This window comes from Granulicella pectinivorans (genome assembly GCF_900114625.1).
Classification (GTDB): Bacteria; Acidobacteriota; Terriglobia; order Terriglobales; family Acidobacteriaceae; genus Edaphobacter; species Edaphobacter pectinivorans.
Genome location: NZ_FOZL01000001.1, coordinates 106,163 through 127,127, shown reverse-complemented (window position 1 = coordinate 127,127; position 20,965 = coordinate 106,163). Strand labels below are relative to the sequence as shown.

General features: G+C 62.4%; 16 protein-coding genes and 1 tRNA gene. 14 read left to right on the top strand and 3 right to left on the bottom strand.

The window, feature by feature from the left end; genetic code table 11:
* Positions 1-35: 35 nt before the first annotated feature.
* On the bottom strand, positions 36-857 hold the full coding sequence (locus tag BM400_RS00525; protein WP_089835632.1) for a hypothetical protein: 822 nt from the start codon (positions 855-857) through the stop codon (positions 36-38).
* 257 nt (positions 858-1,114) lie between these two features.
* Here BM400_RS00525 and BM400_RS00520 point away from each other — a divergent pair, with 257 nt between their 5' ends.
* The 9 genes from BM400_RS00520 to BM400_RS00480 all read left to right on the top strand — a co-directional run bounded on the left by BM400_RS00520 (position 1,115) and on the right by BM400_RS00480 (position 6,169).
* On the top strand, positions 1,115-1,354 hold the full coding sequence (locus BM400_RS00520; protein WP_089835630.1) for a hypothetical protein: 240 nt from the start codon (positions 1,115-1,117) through the stop codon (positions 1,352-1,354).
* 141 nt (positions 1,355-1,495) lie between these two features.
* On the top strand, positions 1,496-2,095 hold the full coding sequence (locus tag BM400_RS00515; protein ID WP_245781600.1) for a septal ring lytic transglycosylase RlpA family protein: 600 nt from the start codon (positions 1,496-1,498) through the stop codon (positions 2,093-2,095).
* 270 nt (positions 2,096-2,365) lie between these two features.
* Positions 2,366-3,022, top strand: coding sequence for an OmpH/Skp family outer membrane protein (locus BM400_RS00510; protein WP_089835628.1), 657 nt, complete (start codon positions 2,366-2,368; stop codon positions 3,020-3,022).
* Positions 3,023-3,435: 413 nt separating this feature from the next.
* A complete protein-coding gene (locus tag BM400_RS00505; protein ID WP_089835626.1) occupies positions 3,436-3,705 on the top strand; it encodes an oxidative damage protection protein in 270 nt (89 codons plus the stop codon).
* Positions 3,706-3,781: 76 nt separating this feature from the next.
* A tRNA-Pro gene (locus BM400_RS00500) sits at positions 3,782-3,858 on the top strand.
* A 31-nt stretch (positions 3,859-3,889) separates the two neighbouring features.
* On the top strand, positions 3,890-4,138 hold the full coding sequence (locus BM400_RS00495) for a DUF3253 domain-containing protein (protein ID WP_089835624.1): 249 nt from the start codon (positions 3,890-3,892) through the stop codon (positions 4,136-4,138).
* Positions 4,139-4,148: 10 nt separating this feature from the next.
* Positions 4,149-4,616 carry an MmcQ/YjbR family DNA-binding protein gene (locus tag BM400_RS00490; RefSeq protein ID WP_089835622.1) on the top strand — a complete coding sequence of 156 codons (468 nt, stop codon included), beginning with the start codon at positions 4,149-4,151 and terminating at the stop codon, positions 4,614-4,616.
* Positions 4,613-5,386, top strand: a complete 774-nt coding sequence (locus BM400_RS00485) for an SDR family NAD(P)-dependent oxidoreductase (protein WP_089835620.1) — start codon at positions 4,613-4,615, stop codon at positions 5,384-5,386. The genes BM400_RS00490 and BM400_RS00485 overlap by 4 nt, the downstream gene beginning before the upstream one ends.
* Positions 5,387-5,395: 9 nt before the next feature.
* Positions 5,396-6,169: a hypothetical protein gene (locus tag BM400_RS00480; protein WP_089835618.1), complete on the top strand. Its 774-nt coding sequence runs from the start codon at positions 5,396-5,398 to the stop codon at positions 6,167-6,169.
* Positions 6,170-6,451: 282 nt separating this feature from the next.
* On the opposite strand, the gene alaS is transcribed toward BM400_RS00480, so the two are convergent.
* On the bottom strand, positions 6,452-9,538 hold the full coding sequence (gene alaS / locus BM400_RS00475; protein ID WP_089835616.1) for an alanine--tRNA ligase: 3,087 nt from the start codon (positions 9,536-9,538) through the stop codon (positions 6,452-6,454).
* 368 nt (positions 9,539-9,906) lie between these two features.
* Here alaS and BM400_RS00470 point away from each other — a divergent pair, with 368 nt between their 5' ends.
* Positions 9,907-10,878, top strand: a complete 972-nt coding sequence (locus tag BM400_RS00470) for an SDR family oxidoreductase (RefSeq protein WP_217644054.1) — start codon at positions 9,907-9,909, stop codon at positions 10,876-10,878.
* 60 nt (positions 10,879-10,938) lie between these two features.
* Here BM400_RS00470 and BM400_RS00465 read toward each other — a convergent pair whose 3' ends face one another.
* A complete protein-coding gene (locus BM400_RS00465; protein ID WP_089835614.1) occupies positions 10,939-12,003 on the bottom strand; it encodes a type III polyketide synthase in 1,065 nt (354 codons plus the stop codon).
* A gap of 114 nt (positions 12,004-12,117) precedes the next feature.
* On the opposite strand from BM400_RS00465, the gene BM400_RS00460 reads away from it, so the two are divergent.
* The 4 genes from BM400_RS00460 to BM400_RS00445 all read left to right on the top strand — a co-directional run bounded on the left by BM400_RS00460 (position 12,118) and on the right by BM400_RS00445 (position 20,961).
* Positions 12,118-13,893, top strand: a complete 1,776-nt coding sequence (locus BM400_RS00460) for a mechanosensitive ion channel domain-containing protein (RefSeq protein WP_089835612.1) — start codon at positions 12,118-12,120, stop codon at positions 13,891-13,893.
* 191 nt (positions 13,894-14,084) lie between these two features.
* Positions 14,085-17,306, top strand: coding sequence for an efflux RND transporter permease subunit (locus BM400_RS00455; protein ID WP_089835610.1), 3,222 nt, complete (start codon positions 14,085-14,087; stop codon positions 17,304-17,306).
* Complete coding sequence (locus tag BM400_RS00450) at positions 17,306-18,955, top strand: efflux RND transporter periplasmic adaptor subunit (protein ID WP_089835609.1); 1,650 nt, start codon at positions 17,306-17,308, stop codon at positions 18,953-18,955. Before BM400_RS00455 ends, BM400_RS00450 begins: the two co-directional genes overlap by 1 nt.
* Entirely contained in the window at positions 18,952-20,961 is a 2,010-nt protein-coding gene (locus tag BM400_RS00445; protein WP_089835607.1) for a TolC family protein, read from the top strand. Before BM400_RS00450 ends, BM400_RS00445 begins: the two co-directional genes overlap by 4 nt.
* Positions 20,962-20,965: the final 4 nt, after the last annotated feature.

Below are 20,965 nucleotides of genomic sequence, written 5' to 3'. Positions count from 1 at the left end.
CGGAGGCTCTTTGCGTTTCTTGTGGCGCTCTTCGTTTAGTCGTTGTGTTTGTGGAAGCTGAAGAAGTTGATGTTCGGGAAGAATTCACTGACGGCGAATCCGAGAGCTGAGCCGCCGATGGAGCCGCCGAAGGTCTTGAGGACCTCGGTGTTGGACGTGTTGAGGTCGGGGTAGTAGGCCTTGGTCAGGTAGGAGCCGCCCAGATTGCCGCCCAGCAGGGCGATGTTCGGGGAGACGTGGCCCGAGTCGGTCCGGGTGATGAGGGTGCGGGTGACGGCGTAGCCGAGCCGGCGGATGACGTTATGGCCGGGGCCCATGCGGTAGTAGCGCGGATCTTCACGGGTGACGGAGGCCATGATGGAGTCGGAGAAGACGCCTTCGGATGAGGCGCGCGCAACGGCGGCACCGAAGCGCTTGCCGAATGCGGTCGCGTTGGTGCCGTAGTTGGGGCTGCCGTTCGTGACCTGGGAGTAACCTGCGGCGACGACCCATCCGCCAAAGGACGAGAGTGAGAAAGCGTCCTTGAAGCCGAGCGCGAATTTGTTGCCCATGCTGAGGCTGGGTGCAGACTCACCGGGCTCGATGTACTTGTCGGTGTGCGAGGCCATGGAGGGCGTCCGGGCGCTGATATAGCTGGCGCTGGACTGCGGACTTTCGCCAAGCGCGAGGCTGGAACTCACCCCTGCGGGGGCTTCCGTCCTGGACGTCATGCCCGGTGCGTCCGGAAGTTCGACGGAGGCGAGAGCAAACGTGGGTGCCGTCTGCGCGAAGGCGGACGGAGCAAATGCGAGGGCCATGGCGAGACCGAGGTGCAGGGTAGAGATGCGGAGAGAGTGTTGTGTCGTCTTGTTAGTCAACGGATATCCTCAAAAACCTTCAATGTGTCGTCAGATGCACAAAATCAGTGAGATGGGACCCGGTGTTGAAAGAATTGCCCTGGAGGGTTGGCGTATGGAGGGAGAAGGTGCAGGATCCATCTGCGCCGGGGCGAACGATAGACTCCTCATTGGGTGGGATTGACGTCGCAGGTTCTGGGCAGTCACTCATGCGTGGAATTTTTTTGGAAGTGGGTGCAAAGTAAGAGGGGACGCGGCACGTACGGGGAGGCCTTGCGATGGCTGGAGAAAGAAAACCGTGGGAGCAGAAACTGCACGAGGCCGGCACCCGCGTCGAAGAAGACCTGAAACGCCTGGTCACGTACATCAACGATGAGGTCGTTCCGGATGTGCGGCGGAATGGCTCGGAGGCTCTGAAGGCGGCTGCCGCCGAACTGCATCGGCTGGCCGAAAAGATGGATGACCGCCGCATACCACCACCGCCGCCGCCGCCTCCACCGCCAGGTACAGGGAGCTAACGAGTGCCGTTGAGGTTCGGGATCCGTCGTTGTCTGCCCTGTGGGATCGCCTTGGCGGTCACGCTGGGATTGGCCGGATGCGGGCAAAAGCGTCCACGCGCCGCGGCTCCGCCTCCACCTCCTACGACTTCTTCCGCGCCCGTGGTGCGCCGCCCCCCGCCTGCACCGGTTGAGATTCCCCGCAATGAGAAGCCGTTCTCCACCGAGGTGGGTGTGGCGAGTTGGTACGGTACCAGCGGACGCCGTGCCGCGAATGGCGAGGCCTACGATCAGGACGCTTTGACCGCGGCCAGCCGGACGCTTCCGCTCGGCACGATCGCGCGCGTCACGAACCTGGCCACGGGACAGGCAGTGGTGGTGCGCATTACCGATCGCGGTCCGTTCGTCCCGGGACGGATTCTTGATCTTTCGCTTGGTGCGGCCAAGGCGAACGGGCTCTACCGGTTTGGTGTCACGAAGGTCCGCGTCGAGGCCTTCCAGTCTGCCGACGTGGTGCTGGGGCCCGGACGCTGGTGTGTCCAGGTGGGCGCGTTTGCCGATCCCAACGACGCCACGCAGTTGAAGAACGACTTCCTGCGCCGCTATGGGCCGACGGCTAAGGTCATTACCTTCAAAGGAGATACGGGAAGCTGGGTGCGTCTGACCCTGGCGGTTCCGGATCGCGATAAGTCCGAGGAGGCCGCCTCGCAGGTACGGATTCCGGACCCGGGCGTGGAGGCGTACGTCACGCGAACCAACTGAAACCCGCGATTCGTGCGAAAACCGTGTTTGACCCGCTGTTGGGGGAACCCTATAATTCAGGTGTTCTGGTAGTCCTCTCGCTCCAATACTTCTCCATGCCCTGTTTTTGTGCTGGTAAGGGTTGCAGGCTAGGGTGGAACGAAGTATCTGGCAGCCGCGTGTAGCCAGCGCGAATTGGGTGAGTCCAACAGGAGCCGCGCAAGTGGCCTGTGCGGGCCCTTACCCTACAAACTTCTCGAATTTATCTGATTGCAAGGAGCTCTACCCCGCATGAATCGCACTCACCGTCTTGTCTCCGCGTTTGGCGCGGGAATCGTTGCGTTGTCCACCCTGTCGGGCATTGCCCAGACCGCACCGGCACCTGCTCCTGCCGCCGCCCCCGCAGCTCCGCAGGCGATCCCCGCGAAGATCGCGCTGATTGCGTTCGAGCAGGCTGTCGTCGCGACGAACGAGGGGCAGCGCTCCGTTCTGGAAGTGCAGAAGAAGTATGAGCCCAAGAAGGCGCAGATCGAGGCTCTCGGCAACGAAGTCGAGTCGCTGAAGAAGCAGGCCGCCGCTCTGCCCGCCACCACCTCCGAGGACGAGCGCGCTTCGCGTGCCCGCGTGATCGACACCAAGGAAAAGCAGCTTCAGCGCGATGCCGACGATGCGACCCAGGCCTACAACGCCGACCTGCAGGAAGCGCTCGGCAAGGTTGCGCAGAAGGTTTCGGGCGTGATGCGCGACTACTGCCAGAAGAACGGTTTCACGCTGCTGCTCGATGTTGGTGGTCAGGCCAGCAACGTTCTCTGGGCGAACCAGTCGACCGATGTTTCGCAGGCTGTCGTGACGGCATACAACACGACCTCCGGCGTGACGGCACCTCCTCCGGCTGCTCCCGCGGCTGCACCCCGTCCGCGTACGGCGCCTGCCGCTCCCAAGAAATAAGCACGTTTTATACGGTAAGAAAAGGAGGCCTTTCGAGGCCTCCTTTTTTGCGTTTCTGTGGAAAAGCATGTGGAACGTTTCTGCGGATCGGTGGAGGACTGGGGCTGGAATCTTTTCGTGCAATAGTGTTACGGCTTTCTACTTAGATTCTAAGTGGTTATTTTTGAATAGTTTATGCGATTCTCTCCGATGAGGCCTGGATGTTGGCCCGCAAAATGGATTTATTTCCGAAGATATGCGGTTTGCACAGGCGACGGTTACGAATTGGTGAATCATCGTCGCAAATTTGTGGAGATTAAAAGGGCCAAAAGGCGATCCGGCGCAGCTTCCTGAATGGTTCTCTCGAACAGCGAACGAGTCTTGGCTCTGGTGTCGCGGCACTCAAGTAAGATAGGAAGACAGGGAGTTTGCGCATGGATCATATGGTGTTTTGCACGAAGTACAAGGCTGAGATGAAGGGTTTGCCGGAGCCACCGTTCGACTCCGAGTTCGGCCAGAAGATCTACAAGAACGTGTCGGAGAAGGCGTGGGGCGAGTGGGTGGAGCGCCAGAAGATGCTTTTGAACGAGTACCGGCTGCAGCCGTGGACACGTGAGGCGCAGGAGTTTCTGGTCGAGCAGATGAATGAGTTCTTTTTTGGCGAAGGCGGAGCCCTTCCCAAGGAGTATGTGGCCCCGAAGTAGGCCTCGCTCGTGTACACTTGGAGATGCAGGATACCCCACTGCCGGCGCGATTGTGCGCGGGCGGTATGTAACAAGTCGGGACGTGGCTCAGCCTGGTAGAGCGCACCCTTGGGGTGGGTGAGGTCGCTAGTTCGAATCTAGTCGTCCCGACCATTTTTCTTTCAACTTTTTCATTTATAAAAGCATGATGGCTTCTTCCGTTGAGTTAGAGGACGCGATTCTGCGTTTGCTCGAAGAGCGTGGCGCAGACAAGACCATCTGCCCCTCCGAAGCGGCGCGCGTGGTGGCCGGTGAGGACTGGCGGGAATCAATGCCTGCCGTTCGCGAGGCGGCCCATCGGCTGGTGAGCCGGGGCTCGATTGTGGTGACGCAGGAGGGCGAGGTGGTGGACGGCAACACCGCGCGTGGGCCTGTGCGGCTTCGTCTCCGCTAGACTGTTGTGCATGGACGCCGAGAAGCTACGAGCTTTTGCGCTGAGCCTTCCGCATGTTGTCGAGACGCGCCAGTGGGGCGACAATCTGGTGCTGTGGTGCGGGGATAAGGCGATTGGCGGCAAGATGTTTGCGCTCCTGAATCTGGATGGCGATGGGCGTGGTGTGATCTCGTACCTGGCGGGGGCGGAGCACTTTGCCGAGCTGGTCGAGATCGAGGGGATTGTGCCTGCACCTTACTTTGCACGGATCTTCTGGGTGGCGGCGGAGACGTGGGGTGTGCATCGGAATCCGGTCTGGGAAGACGAGATACGGGCGGCGCATGGGCTTACCTTCGAGAGGCTGCCTCGCAAGGTGAAGGCGGTGCTGGCCTTGCCCGCCGGGGAGCGCAAAAAGCTGATCGCTGAGCGGCGGAAGGTGTTGGCGGCGAAGGAGGCCGCGAAACCCGCGAAAGGCAAGAAGGGTAAGCTGAAGGGATGAGTGTTGCGCTTTCGATGGATGGACGGGTGGTGCTGGTAACGGGTGGATCGCGGGGCATTGGGGCGGCTACGGTGCGGCTGTTTGCGCAGGCCGGGGCTCGGGTGGTGTTCAGCTATGTCTCGGCTGAGGAGCGGGCGGTGACGCTGGCCAGGGAGTGCGGTGCGACTGCGATTCAGCAAGCTCTTGATTCGGTTGAGGATGGGCAGGCTCTGATTGCGAAGGCCGTGGCGGTACATGGGCGGCTGGATGCTCTGGTGGTGAATCATGGGATCTGGCCTGCGCACGATGCTCCGATTGCGAGCATGACGCTGGAGCAGTGGCGGGGGACGCTGGGTACGAACCTGGATAGTTGTTTTGGTCTGGTGCGGGACGCGGTGGCGCAGATGCTTCGGCAGGAGAGCGCGGGTGGTGCGAGGGGGCATGTGGTGCTGGTGGCTTCGACGGCGGCGCAGCGCGGAGAGGCGTTCCATGCGGACTATGCGGCGAGCAAGGGCGCGATGATCTCGCTGACGAAGAGCCTTTCGAGCGAGCTGGCTCCGCAGGGAATTCTTTGTAACTGCGTGGCTCCGGGGTGGGTGGCGACGGAGATGTCGCAGCCGGCCTTTGACGATGTGGCGACGCGGACGAAGGTGCTGGCTACGATTCCACTGGGGCGGCCGGCGCATGTAGACGAGATTGCCGGTCCCATCGTCTTTCTTTGTACGCCGTATGCCGGATTCTGCTCGGGCGAGATCTTCAATGTGAATGGCGGCGCGGTTCTGGTCGGGTGAAGGGAGTCTATGAAGAAGCTTCTGCTGGCGGCACTTTTGTTGGTTTCGATGGGCTCCGGGGCGCAGGAACAGGATAAGAGGGGGCAGGCGCTGCTGGACCAGATGGTGGCTGCGCTGGGGGGCGATGCGTGGCTGCATCTTGTTTATTCGGAGGAGGTTGGGCGGGTGGCCAGCTTCGAACACGGGCGCCCTACGGGGTCGAATGTGCTGTTTTACGAGTACCGGCGCGAGCCGGGGATGGTGCGGATCGAGTACTCGCGGACACGGGACATTCTGCCGGGGTCGGTGAAGGATGTGGTGATCCTGTGGAACGCGACGAACGGGTACGAGATTACGTACAAGGGCAAGAAACCGCTGCTCGAGAAGGACGTCGCGGAGTACAACCGGAACCGGGCGCACTCGATCCGGACGGTGGTGACGGAGTGGATGAAGAGGCCTGGGGTGGTGATTGTGCCGGAAGGGACGGCGATGGTGGAACGCCGAATTGTGGACAAATTCACGATTCTCTCGCCGGATAACGATGCGGTGACGCTGTTTACGGATCAGACGACGCATCTGCCGCTGCGCCGGACGTATGAGTGGCGGAACCCGATCTTCAAGGATCACGACGAGGAGGTCGAGGAGTACGAGGACTACCACACGTACGAGGGGATCCCGACGCCGCTGTCGGTGACGCGGTACCACAATGGGGATATGAGCGCGCAGCGGTTCATTACGAAGGTGACGTACAACAAGGAGACGCCGCTTTCGATGTTCGATATCGAGCAGGTGCGGAAGAAGTGAGGTTGGCACCCCCACCCGGTCTTTCGGAGTAAAGTCTTCAGGGGATGAGACTTAGGGGTGGACTTGAGGGGGGCTGGAATTTTTTGGGGTCACTTTTTTTTAGTGACCAGCGTGGGTGTTTGAGGCGGCACGATTCCCTTCGGGAATCAATAGACGAGCGTAAAGATCGGTGCTTTGCGGCCTGGCTGAAGCCAGGCCCTTCCGTTCCTGCTTTTGGGAGTTTTGGCGGCACTGAAAAACCCCACATCTCAGAAGCGAGATGTGGGGCACCCGGAGTTGCGGCTAGGACAGGAAGGTGGCTACTACGTCAGTGGATTTGGCGAGGGCTGCGTCGAGGGCTCCTACGTTGGCGCCTCCGGCTTCGGCGAGGTCGGGGCGTCCGCCGCCGCGGCCGTCTACCATCGCGGCTAGCTGGCCTACAACCTTGCCTGCGGGGATTTTGGCCGTGAGGTCCTTGGTGACGCCTACGATGAGGGCTACCTTGCCTTCTACTTCGGCTCCCAGGACGACTACGCCGGAGCCTAGTTTGGTGCGGAGGGAGTCGACCAGCGTGCGCATCTGGTTCTTGTCGAGGCCGGAGACGCGCTGGGTGAGGACCTTGACGCCTTTGACGTCAACCGGAGCGGCATCAGCCGAGTTGGCGTTGGCGGCCTTCATGCGGGCCTGATCGAGCTCGCGGCGGAGCTTTTTGAGCTCTTCGTCGGCGGCGGCGAGGCGGGTGCGGAGGGCTTCGGCGTCGGGGTTGTTGCCGAGGCCTAGGGCCTGGGTGGCGGCGCGGGTGATGTCGTAGTCGCGGCGGAACTCGTGCAGGGCTCCGGTGCCGGAGATGGCTTCGAGGCGGCGGACGCCGGAGGAGACGGAGGACTCGCCGACGAGCTTGATGAGGCCGATCTCGCCGGTCGCGCGGGTGTGGGTTCCGCCGCAGAGCTCGGTGGAGAAGTCGCCGATCTTGACGACGCGGACGCGGTCTCCGTACTTTTCGCCGAAGAGGGCCATCGCGCCGAGCTCCTTGACGGCTACGTCGATGGGGACGTCGACGAGGGTTTCGACGTGGGCGTTGGCGAGGACCTGCTGGTTGACGATGGTCTCGATCTCGTCGAGCTCCTGGTCGGAGACTCCGGTGAAGTGGGAGAAGTCGAAGCGGAGGCGGTTCTGGTTGACGAGGGAGCCGGCCTGTTTGACGTGCTTGCCGAGGACCTCGCGGAGGGCGGCGTGGAGGAGGTGGGTGCCGGTGTGGTTGCGCTCGGTGGCGGTGCGGATCTCGCCGTTGACGGCGGTATCGACCGTGTCGCCGAGGGCGATGGTTTGCTTGGCGAGGACCTTGTGGGCGAAGACGCCTTGTACGGGCTTGGTGGCGCCCTTTACCTCGGCGACGACGGTGTGGTGGTCGGAGCCGTAGAGGACGCCGGTGTCGCCGATTTGGCCGCCGGAGTCGGCGTAGAAGCTGGTGGCGTCGAGGACGACTTCGCCCTGGTCGCCGGGGGCGAGGGATTGGACGCCTACTCCGCCTTTGACGAGGGCGAGGACGCGGGCTCCGTCTACGCGGAGGGCGGAGTAGCCTTCGAACTCGGTCTTGGGGAGGGTCTGGAAGACTGGGTTGGCGGATTTTTGGGCTCCGCCCTTCCAGGAGGCTCGGGCGCGGGCTTGTTCTTCTTCTTTGGCGGCTTCGAAGCCTTCGAAGTCGAAGTTTAGGTTTTTATCTCTAGCTGCGTCCACCATGAAATCGAGCGGAAGGCCGTACGTTTCGTAAAGGTAGAAAGCGGTCCGCCCGTTGAACACAAACGCTTTCTCGTAGCTCGCAAGCAGTTCTCTGAAGAGGACAGGACCAATCTTAGGGCCATAGAATTCAACAAAGGCCGGCTCGCAGCCTCTCAGATAAACACGATGTTCAGCTTGATAGGCCTGCACAAGGCTCCACAGCCCGGGTCGTGTTCTGCTTTCCAATTCAAGGATCAGATGGACAACTGAATCAACATGAGACTGCACGTCTGTAGCCAAAGCGTCTTCCATTTCCCGCGACGCGACCGCCAATACCCGGGCAAACTGATCTTCTTCCGCTTTAACTACTTTTGCCACGCGCTCGGCGCTCTCAGTCAGCTCGGGGTAAGCTACCTGCATCTCGTCGCGGACGGCGAGGACCATCTTGTGCATGAAGGGTTCGTTCTGGCCGAGGAGGCGGCCGTGGCGGATGCCGCGGCGGAGGATTTTGCGGAGGACGTAGCCTCGTCCTTCGTTCTGGGGCTGGACGCCGTCGTTGATGAGGAAGGTGGCGGCGCGGGCGTGGTCCGCGATGATGCGGAGGGAGGCGAAGCCCTTTTCGTCGCCTACGGCCCAGGCGGGGTTGTAGGTGGTCCCTTGGGGTTCACTGGAAACCCACATCCCAGATGCGGGATGTGGGGCACCCGATGCATCGACTTCGATGGAGAGCGGCGGCACCAATGCGGGGGTCTCTCCACTACGGCCTACGGCCTCCGGTCGAGATGACGCATCTTTGGGGGAGGACGGCTCCTTGGAAGATGGCGAGGCTTTTTGGGTGGGGGCGAAGTGTGTGAGTTCGGCGGCTTTGGCGATTAATGGGGTGAAGAGGTCGGTCTGGTAGTTGGAGATGACGCCTTGCAGGACGCAGGCGACCCGCTCGAGGCCCATGCCGGTGTCGATGCTCGGCTTGGGGAGGGGTGTCAGGACCGGGCCGTTGGGGCCGATGCTGCGGTCGAACTGCATGAAGACGAGGTTCCAGATCTCGACGTAGCGCTGGTCGTCCTGGGGGAAGGGGAGGTCGGCTCCGGTTTCGCTGGCTTCGAGGCCGAGATCGTAGAAGATCTCGGAGCAGGGGCCGCAGGGGCCGGTCTCGCCCATCTGCCAGAAGTTGTCCTTGGCGGACATCTCGAAGATGCGCTCTTTGGGGACGCCGGTCTCGATCCAGAACTGCTCGGCCTCGTTGTCGCGGGGGACGTTGGCGTCGCCTTCGAAGATGGTGACGTAGAGGCGGGACTTGTCGATCGCGAACCACTCGGGCGAGGTGAGGAGCTCCCAGGCGTAGGCGATGGCGTCCTTCTTGAAGTAGTCGCCGAAGCTGAAGTTGCCGAGCATCTCGAAGAAGGTGTGGTGGCGGCGGGTGAAGCCTACGTTTTCGAGGTCGTTGTGCTTGCCTCCGGCGCGGACGCACTTCTGACTCGTTGTGGCACGGGAGTACGGGCGTTTGTCCGACCCGAGGAAGACGTCCTTGAACTGGTTCATGCCGGCGTTGGTGAAGAGGAGCGTCGGGTCGTTCTGGGGGACGAGGGACGACGAATGAACGCGGCGGTGCTCTTTGCTCTCGAAGAAGCGAAGGAAGTCTTCGCGGATCTGGGTACCGGTGCGGGGGATCATGGTTCCAGTTTACAGGGGGGGAAGGGCAGGGAACAGGGATTAGGACCAGGGAACAGAGAACGGGGGTCTTCGACTCCGGTTGGCGCACCGTACGCGCGCATCTAGGCTCAGGATCACAAACTGCGCTCGGGATCACAAAACTCTCTTTCTCGACAGTGCGCGGTCAATGTTGGCCGGGCGACATAGGCGTGGGACGAGGGGGGTGGTGAGGTTTTTTTGCCAGTATGCAAAAACACCGCGGATATTGGGATTTCGGTGAGCTCGGGCGAACAACGGCCTGGCGTTGCGGTGCAACTGAAGAGATAGGCGTGGACAGAGACGACGAGTTCACGATGTGGAGATTCATGATGAGTGAGGAGTCGATAACGATGTCGAGGAGACAGGTGGTTGGCGGGCTGGGAGCGGTTGCGGCGGCGGTGGCTACGCCGGCTTTGGCAGAGGGCGGGCAGGGGACGGCGGCGCCGATGGAGGATCCGACGACGAAGTATCCGAAGCCGCCTTATCCTGCGCAGTCGCAGCCCTGGCCGGGTTTGGCGAGCCGGATGAATCCGCGTCCGGACCACGGCGAGACGAGCTATAAGGGCTCTGGACGGCTGGCGGGGCGGAAGGCTTTGATTACAGGCGGCGACTCCGGCATGGGGCGCGCGGCGGCGATTGCGTATGCGCGCGAGGGCGCGGATGTGGCGATCAACTACTTTCCGAGCGAGGAGCCGGATGCGCGGGAGGTGCTGGAGCTGATCCGGAAGGAGGGTCGCAAGGGGATCGGGATTCCGGGGGATCTGCGGAGCGAGGCGTTCTGCACGACGCTGGTGGCGGAGGCGATCAGCGGGCTGGGCGGGCTGGACATCCTGGTGAGTAACGCCGGGCGGCAGCAGACGCACGCTTCAATTCTAGAGATCTCGACGGAGGAGTTCGACTGGACGATGAAGACGAACATCTATGCGCCGTTCTGGATTATCAAGGCGGCGTTGCCACATCTGAAGCCGGGGGCGACGATCATTGCGACGACTTCGGAACAGGCGTATGACCCTTCGCCGGATCTGTACGACTATGCGCAGACGAAGGCGGCGACGATGAACTATGTGAAGTCGCTTGCGAAGCAGTTGGGGCCGAAGGGAATTCGGGTGAACGGGGTGGCTCCGGGGCCGATCTGGACGCCGCTGCAGGTAAGCGGAGGGGCTACGCAGAAGAAGCTGGTGCAGTTTGGCGGGCAGACGCCGCTGGGCCGGGCCGGGCAGCCGGCGGAGCTGGCTTCGATCTACGTGCAGCTAGCGGCGAGCGATGCGAGCTATGCGAATGGGCAGGTGTATGGGTCGGCGGGAGGGTCCGGGCAGCCGTAGCGTGGGCGGCGGCATCCCCACATCCCAGAGGTGGGATGCGGGGATGCCGTCCTGGGGGCGCTACCAGCGGAGAAGGACGAGTTCGAGGCAGAAGGCGGGGCCCATGGCGGCGAGGATGGAGTAGGTGCCGGGGTTGCCGGGGTGGATCTTGAGGTAGTCCTCCAGGACGGTGAGGACGCTGGTGGCGGAGAGGTTGCCGTGGTCGCGGAGGCTCTTCCAGCTTGGGGCGAGGGCGTCGGGGGGCAGGGAGAGGGACTGTTCCACTGCTTCGAGGACCTTGGGGCCGCCGGAGTGGAAGATCCAGGTGGCGATGTCGGCCTGGGTGAGGTTTTGTGCGGTGAGGAAGGCGTCCACGTCGGTCTTGAGGTTTTCGATGACGACCTTGGGGACGTCGGGGGAGAGGACGATCTTGAAGCCGTTGTCGCCGATGTCCCAGCCCATGATGTGTTGGGTGTTGCGGTAGAAGGTGCTGCGGGTGGCGAGGATGCGGGGGCCGGTGAGGCTCGGGTTGCGCGCGGCGGCTTCGTCTCCGGCGAGGATGACGGCGGCGGCGCCATCCGCAAATAGTCCGGTTGAGATCAGGTTGGCGATGGACTGGTCGTCGTCCTGCCAGGTGAGGGAGCAGAGCTCGACGGAGAGGAGGAGGACGATCTGGTCGGGGAAGGCGCGGAGGTAGTCGGAGGCGCGGGCGATGCCGGCGGCTCCGGCGACGCAGCCGAGACCGAAGATGGGGGTGCGTTTGACGTGGGTGGGGAAGGGAAGGAGGTTGATGAGGCGGGCGTCGATGGTGGGGGATGCGATGCCGGTGACGGAGGCGAAGAAGATCGCGGCGATGTCGGTCTCGGTGATGCCCAAGCCTTCTAACGAGGCGGCGATGCACTTCTGGCCGAGGGCCACGGCGGCTTCGATCCAGGCGTTGTTGGTCTGGGTGAAGCCCTTGAGGGTGGGGTAGTGCTCGAGGGGGTAGACGAACGAGCGGTGGTCGACGCCGCAGTTGGCGTGGAGGCGCGTGAGGAGGCGGGGCTCGGGGAGTTTGTCTCCCCAGCGTTCGACCAGCGCCTGGGCGATGTCGGATTGGGTGTAGCGGAACGGGGGGAAGGCGGTGCCGACGGACGCGATGTGCATTGGCGTCAAGACTATCCTGCCGGGCGTTCGCGCGGACATGGGCTTCTGGTGAATTTCCATGTGGTGAAGGTCGCTTTGCGATAGGGCGCGGGTGGGTGTTGTGTAATGAGGGTTATGAGTGGTGTGCGTAAGATTCTGATCTCGGTGCTGGTGGGCGGTTTGCTGGTTTGCATGGTCGCGGGTTACATGACGCGTGGGGCGCTGGCTACGCTGCCGTCTTTGCGGAGCGGGAATGTGAAGGAGGGTGTGGTCGACCAGAGTCCGTGGCAGACGGCTCAGACGCTGGCGTCGCTGGCGGTTTCGCGCGAAGAGAAGACGTTCGCCCAGGAGGCGGAGCGGCTGGCGGACCATGAGGTCGACCAAGCGTTTGCGCAGGCGCTGCGGCAGGCGAGCACGGAGGCTACGAATCTGACGGGCGAAGCGCTCGCGATTTCGAAGAAGGTGGCGGACGATCAGCAGACGGTGAAGGAGGACCAGGCGGAGGTCGACCGGCTGGCGGCGGCGGTGAAGGGTCCGAAGGGTGCGGATCTACAGGACGAGCTGGATGTTTCGAAGAGCGAGCTGGCGCTGGATAAGAGCCAGTTGGATGACGAGCAGGAGCATCTGGCAAGGGCGAGCGGGGATAAGCGCAGCCAGATTCAGCGGGAGTTGTCGGCGCGCGAGGCGGCGATGAAGAAGTTCGACGACCAACTGGCGGGCGGGGGCGAGGTGGCGGTGATCTCGACGCAGCGCTACGGCACGCTGTGGGGACGGGCGAGCGCTTGGTTCAGCCAGAGAAGCCGGAAGGTGTTGCTGGACCAGGCGGCGAAACAGTCGAGCGACGATGCTGCGGCGATCGGAAAGAAGATCGAGGCGATGAAGGCGTCGATGGGGGGGAAGGCTCCGGATGCGGGCCAACCGACGGTGGCGGCGGGGCAGACGATCGAGGAGAAGAAGGCTCGCGTGGCGCGGCTGCAGAAGAGGGAGGCAGCCGATAACATCACCGATATTGCGCAGGACCGGATGCAGACGGAGCAACAACTGGCCGGGGTGTACAGCAAGTGGTCCAAGCAGGTTGGGGTGCAGCACGAGATTGTGAATCATCTGCTTCTGAACTCGTTCGCGCTGGTGATCTTTGTGGTGCTGGCGACGATGGTGGCCGGTGCGGTGGTGAGGGCTTTGCTGGCTCGCGCGAAGCTGGAGCCGAGGCAGGCACGGACGTTGCGCACCATTCTCGACCTGGGGATTCAACTGGTGGGGATCCTGCTGATTGCGCTGGTGGTGTTCGGGCCGCCGAGCCAGGTGCCTACGATTCTGGGTCTGGCCACGGCCGGCTTGACGGTGGTGTTTCAGGACTTCATCCTGGCGTTCTTCGGATGGTTCGTCCTGATGGGGTCGAAGGGGATTCGCGTCGGGGACTGGGTGGAGATCGATTCGGTTGCGGGTGAGGTGGTGGAGATCGGGCTGTTCCGGACGGCGCTGCTGGAGACGGGTAACTGGACGGACAAGGGGCATCCCACGGGGCGGCGGGTTACGTTCATTAACAGCTTTGCGATTCGCGGGCAGTACTTCAACTTCTCCACAGCGGGGCAGTGGATGTGGGATGAGATCAGCATGAATATTCCGCCGTCGGACCACTCGTATCAGCTGATCGAGGAGATTCACGCGCTGGTGCTGAAGGAGACGGAAGAGGATACGCTGCTGGCGGAGGCGGAGTGGCGCGGGGCCTCGAAGAGCAGCGGACTGAGCCAGTTTTCGGCGACGCCTTCGGTCGATCTGCGGCCTGCGGCGAGTGGCGTGGACATCAAGGTGCGGTATGTGACGCGGGCAGGGGACCGGTTCTCGATGCGGAACAAGCTGTATCAGGACACGATTGCGGTGCTGCAGAAGAGTGGAGTGGAGGCGAAGTAGGGAACAGGGAAAGGGGAACCGGCATGCGCGGTTCTTGCTGGAGAAACATGAGTGTCGTGTAATTGCACGTGTAAATTTGATCTCAGCGAAACAGTGTCGGATTTGTGAGTCTCCGGGCGTGATCCATTCGTCTTATAGACCCATACGGGGAAACCCGATCTTGAATCACTGCACATCGATGAAGAGGGGCCATGTGGATTGTTGTCCTGGCGCTACGGCGTCCGTATACGTTTGTGGTGCTATCGATGCTGATTCTGTTTCTGGGGATTGGCTCCGCGATTGAAGCACCCAAGGACATCTTTCCTTACATCAACATTCCGGTGGTCAGCATTGTATGGACGTACACGGGGCTGACTCCCAATGAGATGGAAGGCCGCGTGGTTACGGTTTGCGAGCGCGCGCTGACGACGACGGTCAACGACATCGAGCACTCCGAGTCGGAGAGCTACCAGGGCGTCTCGATCATCCGGGTTTATTTCCAGCCGACGGTGAAGGTGGATCTCGCGATGAGCCAGATCACGGCGGTCGTGCAGACGATTCTGAAGACGCTGCCTCCGGGGATTACGCCGCCGGGCATTCTGAAGTACGACGCTTCGTCGGTGCCGATCGTGCAGGTTTCTCTGAGCGGCGAGGGCCTGACGGAGGCCGACCTTTACGATCTTGGCCAGAGCTTTGTCCGTCCACGTCTTTCGAATGTGCAGGGAGCGTCGATTCCACTGCCGTACGGAGGCAAGGTGCGGCAGGTGATGGTGGATACGGATCCGAACCTGCTGTTCGCCAAGCATCTGTCCGCTACGGATGTTTCGTCGGCTATCTCGGCGCAGAATCTTATCCTTCCCGCGGGCACGGCGCGTCTGGGCGACAAGGAGTTCGTCGTCCGGATGAACTCGAGCACGTCGTCGATCTCGGCGCTGAACGACCTTCCGATACGTGCCTCGAATGGCGCCGTCGTGTACATCAAGGATGTGGCGCAGGTTCACCAGGGATTCGCGATCCAGACGAACGTGGTGCGGCAGGATGGCAAGCGTGGCTCTCTGCTGACGGTGCTGAAGAACGGCCAGACGAGCACGCTCGATATTGTCGCGGGGATCAAAGCGGCGCTGCCGAAGGTGAAGGCGGGCCTTCCTCCGGCGCTGACCCTGACGCCTCTGTTCGATCAGTCGACGTTCGTGCGGGATTCGATCTCGGAGGTGGTTCGCGAGGCGACGATTGCTGCCGCTTTGACTGGTTTGATGATCCTGCTGTTCCTGGGAAGCTGGCGTTCGACGGTGATCGTGTGCGTTTCGATTCCGCTTTCGATTGCGACATCGCTGATTATCCTGACGGCGCTGGGCGAGACGATCAATGTGATGACGCTGGGCGGACTGGCGCTTGCGGTCGGCATCCTGGTGGACGATGCGACGGTCGAGATTGAGAATACGCATCGCAACATGGCGGAGGGCAAGGCGCTGGTGCGGTCGATTCTGGATTCGGCGCAACAGGTGGCGGCCCCGGCGTTCGTGTCGACGCTTTCGATCTGCATCGTTTTTATCCCGGTGGTTCTGCTGACGGGCGCGGCGAAGTTCCTGTTCACGCCGCTGGCGATGGCGGTGGCGTTCGCGATGCTGGCGTCGTACTTCCTCTCGCGTACCCTGCTGCCGACGATGATGCACTTCATGCTGGGTTCGGAGATTCATCTTTACCAGGATCCGAAGGCGGCGCACGAGGAAGAGAAGCACAACTGGATCTGGCGCTGGCATCAGAAGTTCGACCGGCAGTTCGAAAAGTTTCGTGAGCACTACAAGGAAGTGCTGGAGTGGTGCCTGGGGAATGCGGCGATCACGCTGGTGCTGTTTGCGGGGTTCGTGGTGTTGAGCCTTCCGCTGATCCTCCTGATTGGCCGGGACTTCTTTCCGTATGTGGACTCGGGGCAGATGCGTCTGCATGTGAATCCGCCGCAGGGCATGCGCCTGGAGGATTCGGAGCAGTATTTTGCGTCGATCGAGGCGGAGATTCGGCGGGTGATTCCGGCGGAGCGGATTCAACTGATTCTCGACAATATCGGGTTGCCGAACAGCGGCATCAACCTGGCGTTCGGCACGACCGGCACGATCTCGAACTCGGATGGCGAGATTCAGATTGCGCTGAAGCCTGGCAAGCGGGAGACGACGAAGTATATGCGTCTGCTGCGGGCCGACCTTGCGCAGAAGTTTCCGGATGGCACGTTCTTCTTTACGCCGGCGAATATCACCAACCAGATTCTCGACTTTGGTTTGCCGGCTCCGATCGATCTGCAGGTGATTGGGCGTGCGCCGGGGAACTATGAGCTGGCGTCGAAGCTCTCCAGGCAGATTGCGGCGATTCCGGGAGCGGTGGATGTGCATGTGCATCAGGAGGTGACGTATCCGACGATGCAGGTGAACGTGGACCGCACGAAGGCGCGGCAGTTGGGGCTGTCGCAGCAGGATGTGGCGCAGAGCATGCTGATCTCGCTGACGGGCACGGGGCAGACGGCTCCGAATGAGTGGCTGAATACGGCGAATGGCGTGAACTACCAGGTGGTGGTGCAGACGCCGAACTATCGGATCAGCACGCTGCCTGAACTGGCGCGGACGCCGGTGACTTCGCCGCAGGGGAATACGTCGCAGTTGCTGGGGAACCTGGCTACGTTCCGCCGGGATGCTTCGCCGATCATCATCGACCACTACAACATTCAGCCGGTGTTCGATGTGTATGCGGATGTCGATAACCGCGATCTTGGCGGGGTTGCGGATGCCATCCATAAGATCATGGCCGATGCGCAGAAGGACCTGCCGGTGGGCACGACGCTGGAGCTGCGGGGCGAGGTCAAGACGATGCAGGACTCGTTCGTGCGGCTGGGCATCGGGATCGTGTTTGCGATCGGCCTGGTGTACCTGCTGATGGCGGTGAACTTCCAGTCGTGGCTGGATCCGATGATTATCCTGATGGCGATTCCGGGTGCGTTCTGCGGGATTCTGTGGATGTTGTTTGTGACGCAGACGACGTTCAACGTGCCTTCGCTGATGGGCGCGATCATGACGATCGGCGTCGCGACGGCGAACTCGATCCTGATGGTGGTGTTCGCCAATGACGAGCGGATTGCCGGGAAGGATCGTTATGAGGCGGCGTTGAGCGCGGGCTTCACGCGTCTGCGGCCGGTGTGCATGACGGCGCTGGCGATGATCATCGGCATGCTGCCCATGGCGCTTTCGATCGGCGAGGGCGGCGAGCAGAACGCGCCGCTTGGACGTGCGGTGATTGGCGGGTTGCTGCTTGCCACGGTGGGAACGCTGTTTATCGTTCCCGTAATTTATTCGTTGCTCAAGAAAGATGGACCGGCTGACTACGACCGTGAAGTGGATGAGGCCGAGGCGGAGCAGAGAGAAGCCGAAGGACAGGAGCAACACGCGTAATGGATGAGAAGAGTTTTGACCAGCGGGAACGTGAGCAGAAGGCGCGGGAGCAGCAGCGCCTGGGCGAAGAGTTTGCTCATCCGGAGCGGGCCGAGGGACGGCGTTTGGGGGAGAACTTCGCGGAGGCGAACGAGCCGGACGACGCGAAGATGGGCAAGCTGTTTGCCGAGGCGAACACGACCCATGAGGACGAGAAGAAGAAGGGCAGCAAGAAGGTTCTTGTGTGGTTCATTCTGATCGTCGTGGCGGTCTTCGGTGTGGTGTTCCTGCTGGCGATGATTCCGCGGCACAACCGCGACAAGGAGAACGCGAAGAAGGCAGACGAGGAGAAGAACAGGAAGCCTGTCGTGATAGTGGAGACGGTGAAGCGCGACGACCACTCCGGGGGGCTTGTGCTTCCGGGAACGACGACGCCGCTGACCGAGGCGTATGTGTTTGCGCGGGCGAATGGGTATCTGAAGACGCGGCTGGTGGACATTGGGGACCATGTGCAGAAGGGGCAATTGCTGGCGGTGATCGATTCGCCGGACCTGGATGCGCAGGTAGCGCAGGCACGCGAGCAGGTGCGCCAGGCCGAGTCGCAGGTGGCGCAGCAGAAGACACAGTTGGCGCTGACGAAGATTACGTGGGACCGGTGGCGGGTGCTGGTGCAGAAGGGTGTGTTTGCGCGGCAGGATGGGGATCAGAAAGAGGCGGACTATCTGGCGGCCGAGGCGAATGTTGCGGCGGCGGAGCGGAATGCTCAGGCGTTTCGAGCGAATCTGCAGAGGGTGATTTCGTTGCAGGCGTACGAGCAGGTGCGGGCGCCGTTCGATGGGGTGATTACGGCGCGCAATGTGGATGTGGGGGCTTTGATCTCGGCCTCGGGTTCGACGAGCGGTGGTGCGACCGGGCCTTCGGGGCTTGGCGCGACGAATACGGGGGGGACCAGCGGCAGCTCGCCGACGGCGGGGACGGCGACCGGAGGCGGCGATGGCAGCGGTGCGGGGGCCTTGTTCTCGGTCGCGCAGGTGCAGCGGTTGCGTGTGCTGGTGGCTGTGCCGGAGGGATACGCGTCGAGCGTGAAGCCGGGGCAGAAGACGGTCATGCACTTTCAGGAGTTTCCCAAGCAGGAGTTTCCTGCGGATGTGACGCGGACGGCTGGTTCGATCGACCAGAACACGCGTACGCTGCTGACCGAGGTGCAGGTGGACAACCGCGACGGCAGGCTGCTCGCGGGGATGTATGCGGTGGTGACGTTCGATGGCGTGACGGGAGCGGGGCCGCTGATGATTCCGGGTGACGCGATCGTGATCCGCGAGAACACGACGGAGGTGGCGGTCGTGGAGGACGGCAAGATCCGGATGCAGCCGGTGGAGATTGGCCGCGATTTCGGCGAGGCGGTCGAGATCGTGCATGGGCTGAAGGAGGGCGACGTGATCGCGACCAGCGTGACGGATGAGGTGCACGATGGCGCGCAGGTGCAGGCGCGGGAAGAGTCCGCCGATAAGAAGAAGGCTGTCCAGCACGCTCCGTCGAATACGCTTCCGGGGGGATCCAGCCAGTACGGCGACCAGTCGATTACGGACCAAAATCTGCAGGGACAGGCGAACCAGACGCAGCAGAAGAAGCCGGCGTCACAGACGAAGAAGTCGGAGAGCAAGCCTTGAACGCGCGGATCGGTTTGGGGATTGTGCTGATGATGGGTGGTGCGGCGCTGGCGCAGACGGCGACGATACCGGAGGCGCCGGATGTGCCTGCGATCTCGGGTTTTGTGCAGACGCCCGCAGGCAAGGCTCCGGCGATTGGAGCGGAGGCGGCGTCGCATGTTGCTACGACGCGTTCGCAGCCTGCGGGCCTGGGCTTCAGTTTTTACGGGCTGCTTGGGCCCTATCGCCGGCCCAGTGTTCCGCCTTTGTTTAGCGGGAGCGACGCGCGTTTGCAGCCGCTGATTCGTGACGGCAAGCTGTATCTCTCGCTGCATGACGCGATTGCGCTGGCGGTGGAGAACAACCTGGATGTCGAGGTGGAGCGGTACAACCTGGAGCTGGCCGATACGGATACGCTGCGGGCCCGGGGCGGCGGCAATCTGCGGGGGATCGACTACACGGTGCAGGCGGCACCGAATGGCGTGGGTGGTCCGGGGAGTCCGCTGCTGAATACGGGCGCGACGAATCCGAACCCGACGGTTCCCACGGTGACGGATCTGACCGCGCTGAACTCGACGACGCAGGCGACGCTGAACTATGGCGAGAGCGGCACGGGGCTGCAGCCTTCGACGGGACCGGCTGTGCCGTTGTTCGACCCGAGCTTCCTTCTGTCCGGAGGGTATCTGCGGCGGTCCAACTCCATTACGTTGAGTGGAACGACGACCACGACGACGCAGATCGCGCCGCTGCATTCCATCACGACGAACGCGGCGTATCTGCAGGGGTTCAGCACGGGCGCGCAGCTTGAGGCGACGGTGAACAACGACTCCCAGGTGATCTACGGGGCGCAGTCCGAGAACAATCCCTTTCACGCGCCGAGCACCTCCGTCACGCTGACCCAGCCTTTGCTGCGCGGGCGGGGGCGAGATGTGAATTTGCGGTATGTCCGGATCGCGAATCTGGACAAGAAGGTCTCGCGTCTGCTCTTCGACCAGCAGGTACAGCAGACGGTGTACGGCATCTCGCGGCTGTACTTCGATCTTGTGTCGCTGGGCGAGAGCGTTGCGGTGAAGCGGGACGCGCTGCGTGCGGCGCAGAAGCTGCGCAAGGACGATGCCGACCAGGTGATCGAGGGAACGCTTGCCCCGATCGAGTTGACGCGGGCTTCGGCACTGGTGAGCTCGAGCGAGTTCGACCTGATCCAGACGCAGGGCTTGTACCGGCAGCAGGAGGTGATTCTGCGGAACCAGATGCTGCGGATGGCTTCGCCGGTGTTCGCGGCTTCGTTCACGGAGATCGTTCCGACGGATCACATCGTCGTTCCCGATCTGATGGACGCGCTGGTTGTGCCGGATCTGATCGCGCAGGGGCTGGCGCGGCGTCCCGATCTGGCGCAGGCCGAGATTCAACTGCAGACCGGGCAGATGACGGCGCAGGCTTCGCGCAACCAGGTGCTTCCGCAGTTGAACGTGTATGCGAACGTCGAGACGCGGGGGACCGCGGAGCAGGCGTATGAGCAGCTTGGATCGCCGGGCACCGGCATCCCGACGATTCCGCAGAATCTTGCGCTTGGCGGTCAGCGGGTGTCGACGATCTACCAGGCAGGCGTGCAGATGACGCTGCCGATTCGCAACCGGGTGGCGGCCTCGGACGCGGCGCGCGATACGGTGCTGGTGCGTCAGGCGCAGGCCAGGACGGAGAAGCTGTCGGCGTCGATCCGGCAGGATATCGAGAATGCCGTGATCGCGCTGCAGACCTCATACGCGGCGTACGCTGCCGCACGCAAGAGCACCGGTTTCCAGGAGCAGTTTCTCCAGGCGGAGCGGGACAAGCTGGGCGTCGGTGCTTCGACCAATCTGCAGGTGATTCAGGATGAGACGTACGTGGCGCAGGCCCGGTCGACGGAGATTGCGGCGCGGAGCAACTGGAAGAAGGCGCAGATTGAGCTGGAACGCGCGCTTGGGACGCTGCTGGATGAGAACCAGGTCAGCCTGGACGATGCGGTGCGGGGAACGTTGCCGCAGTAAGCCG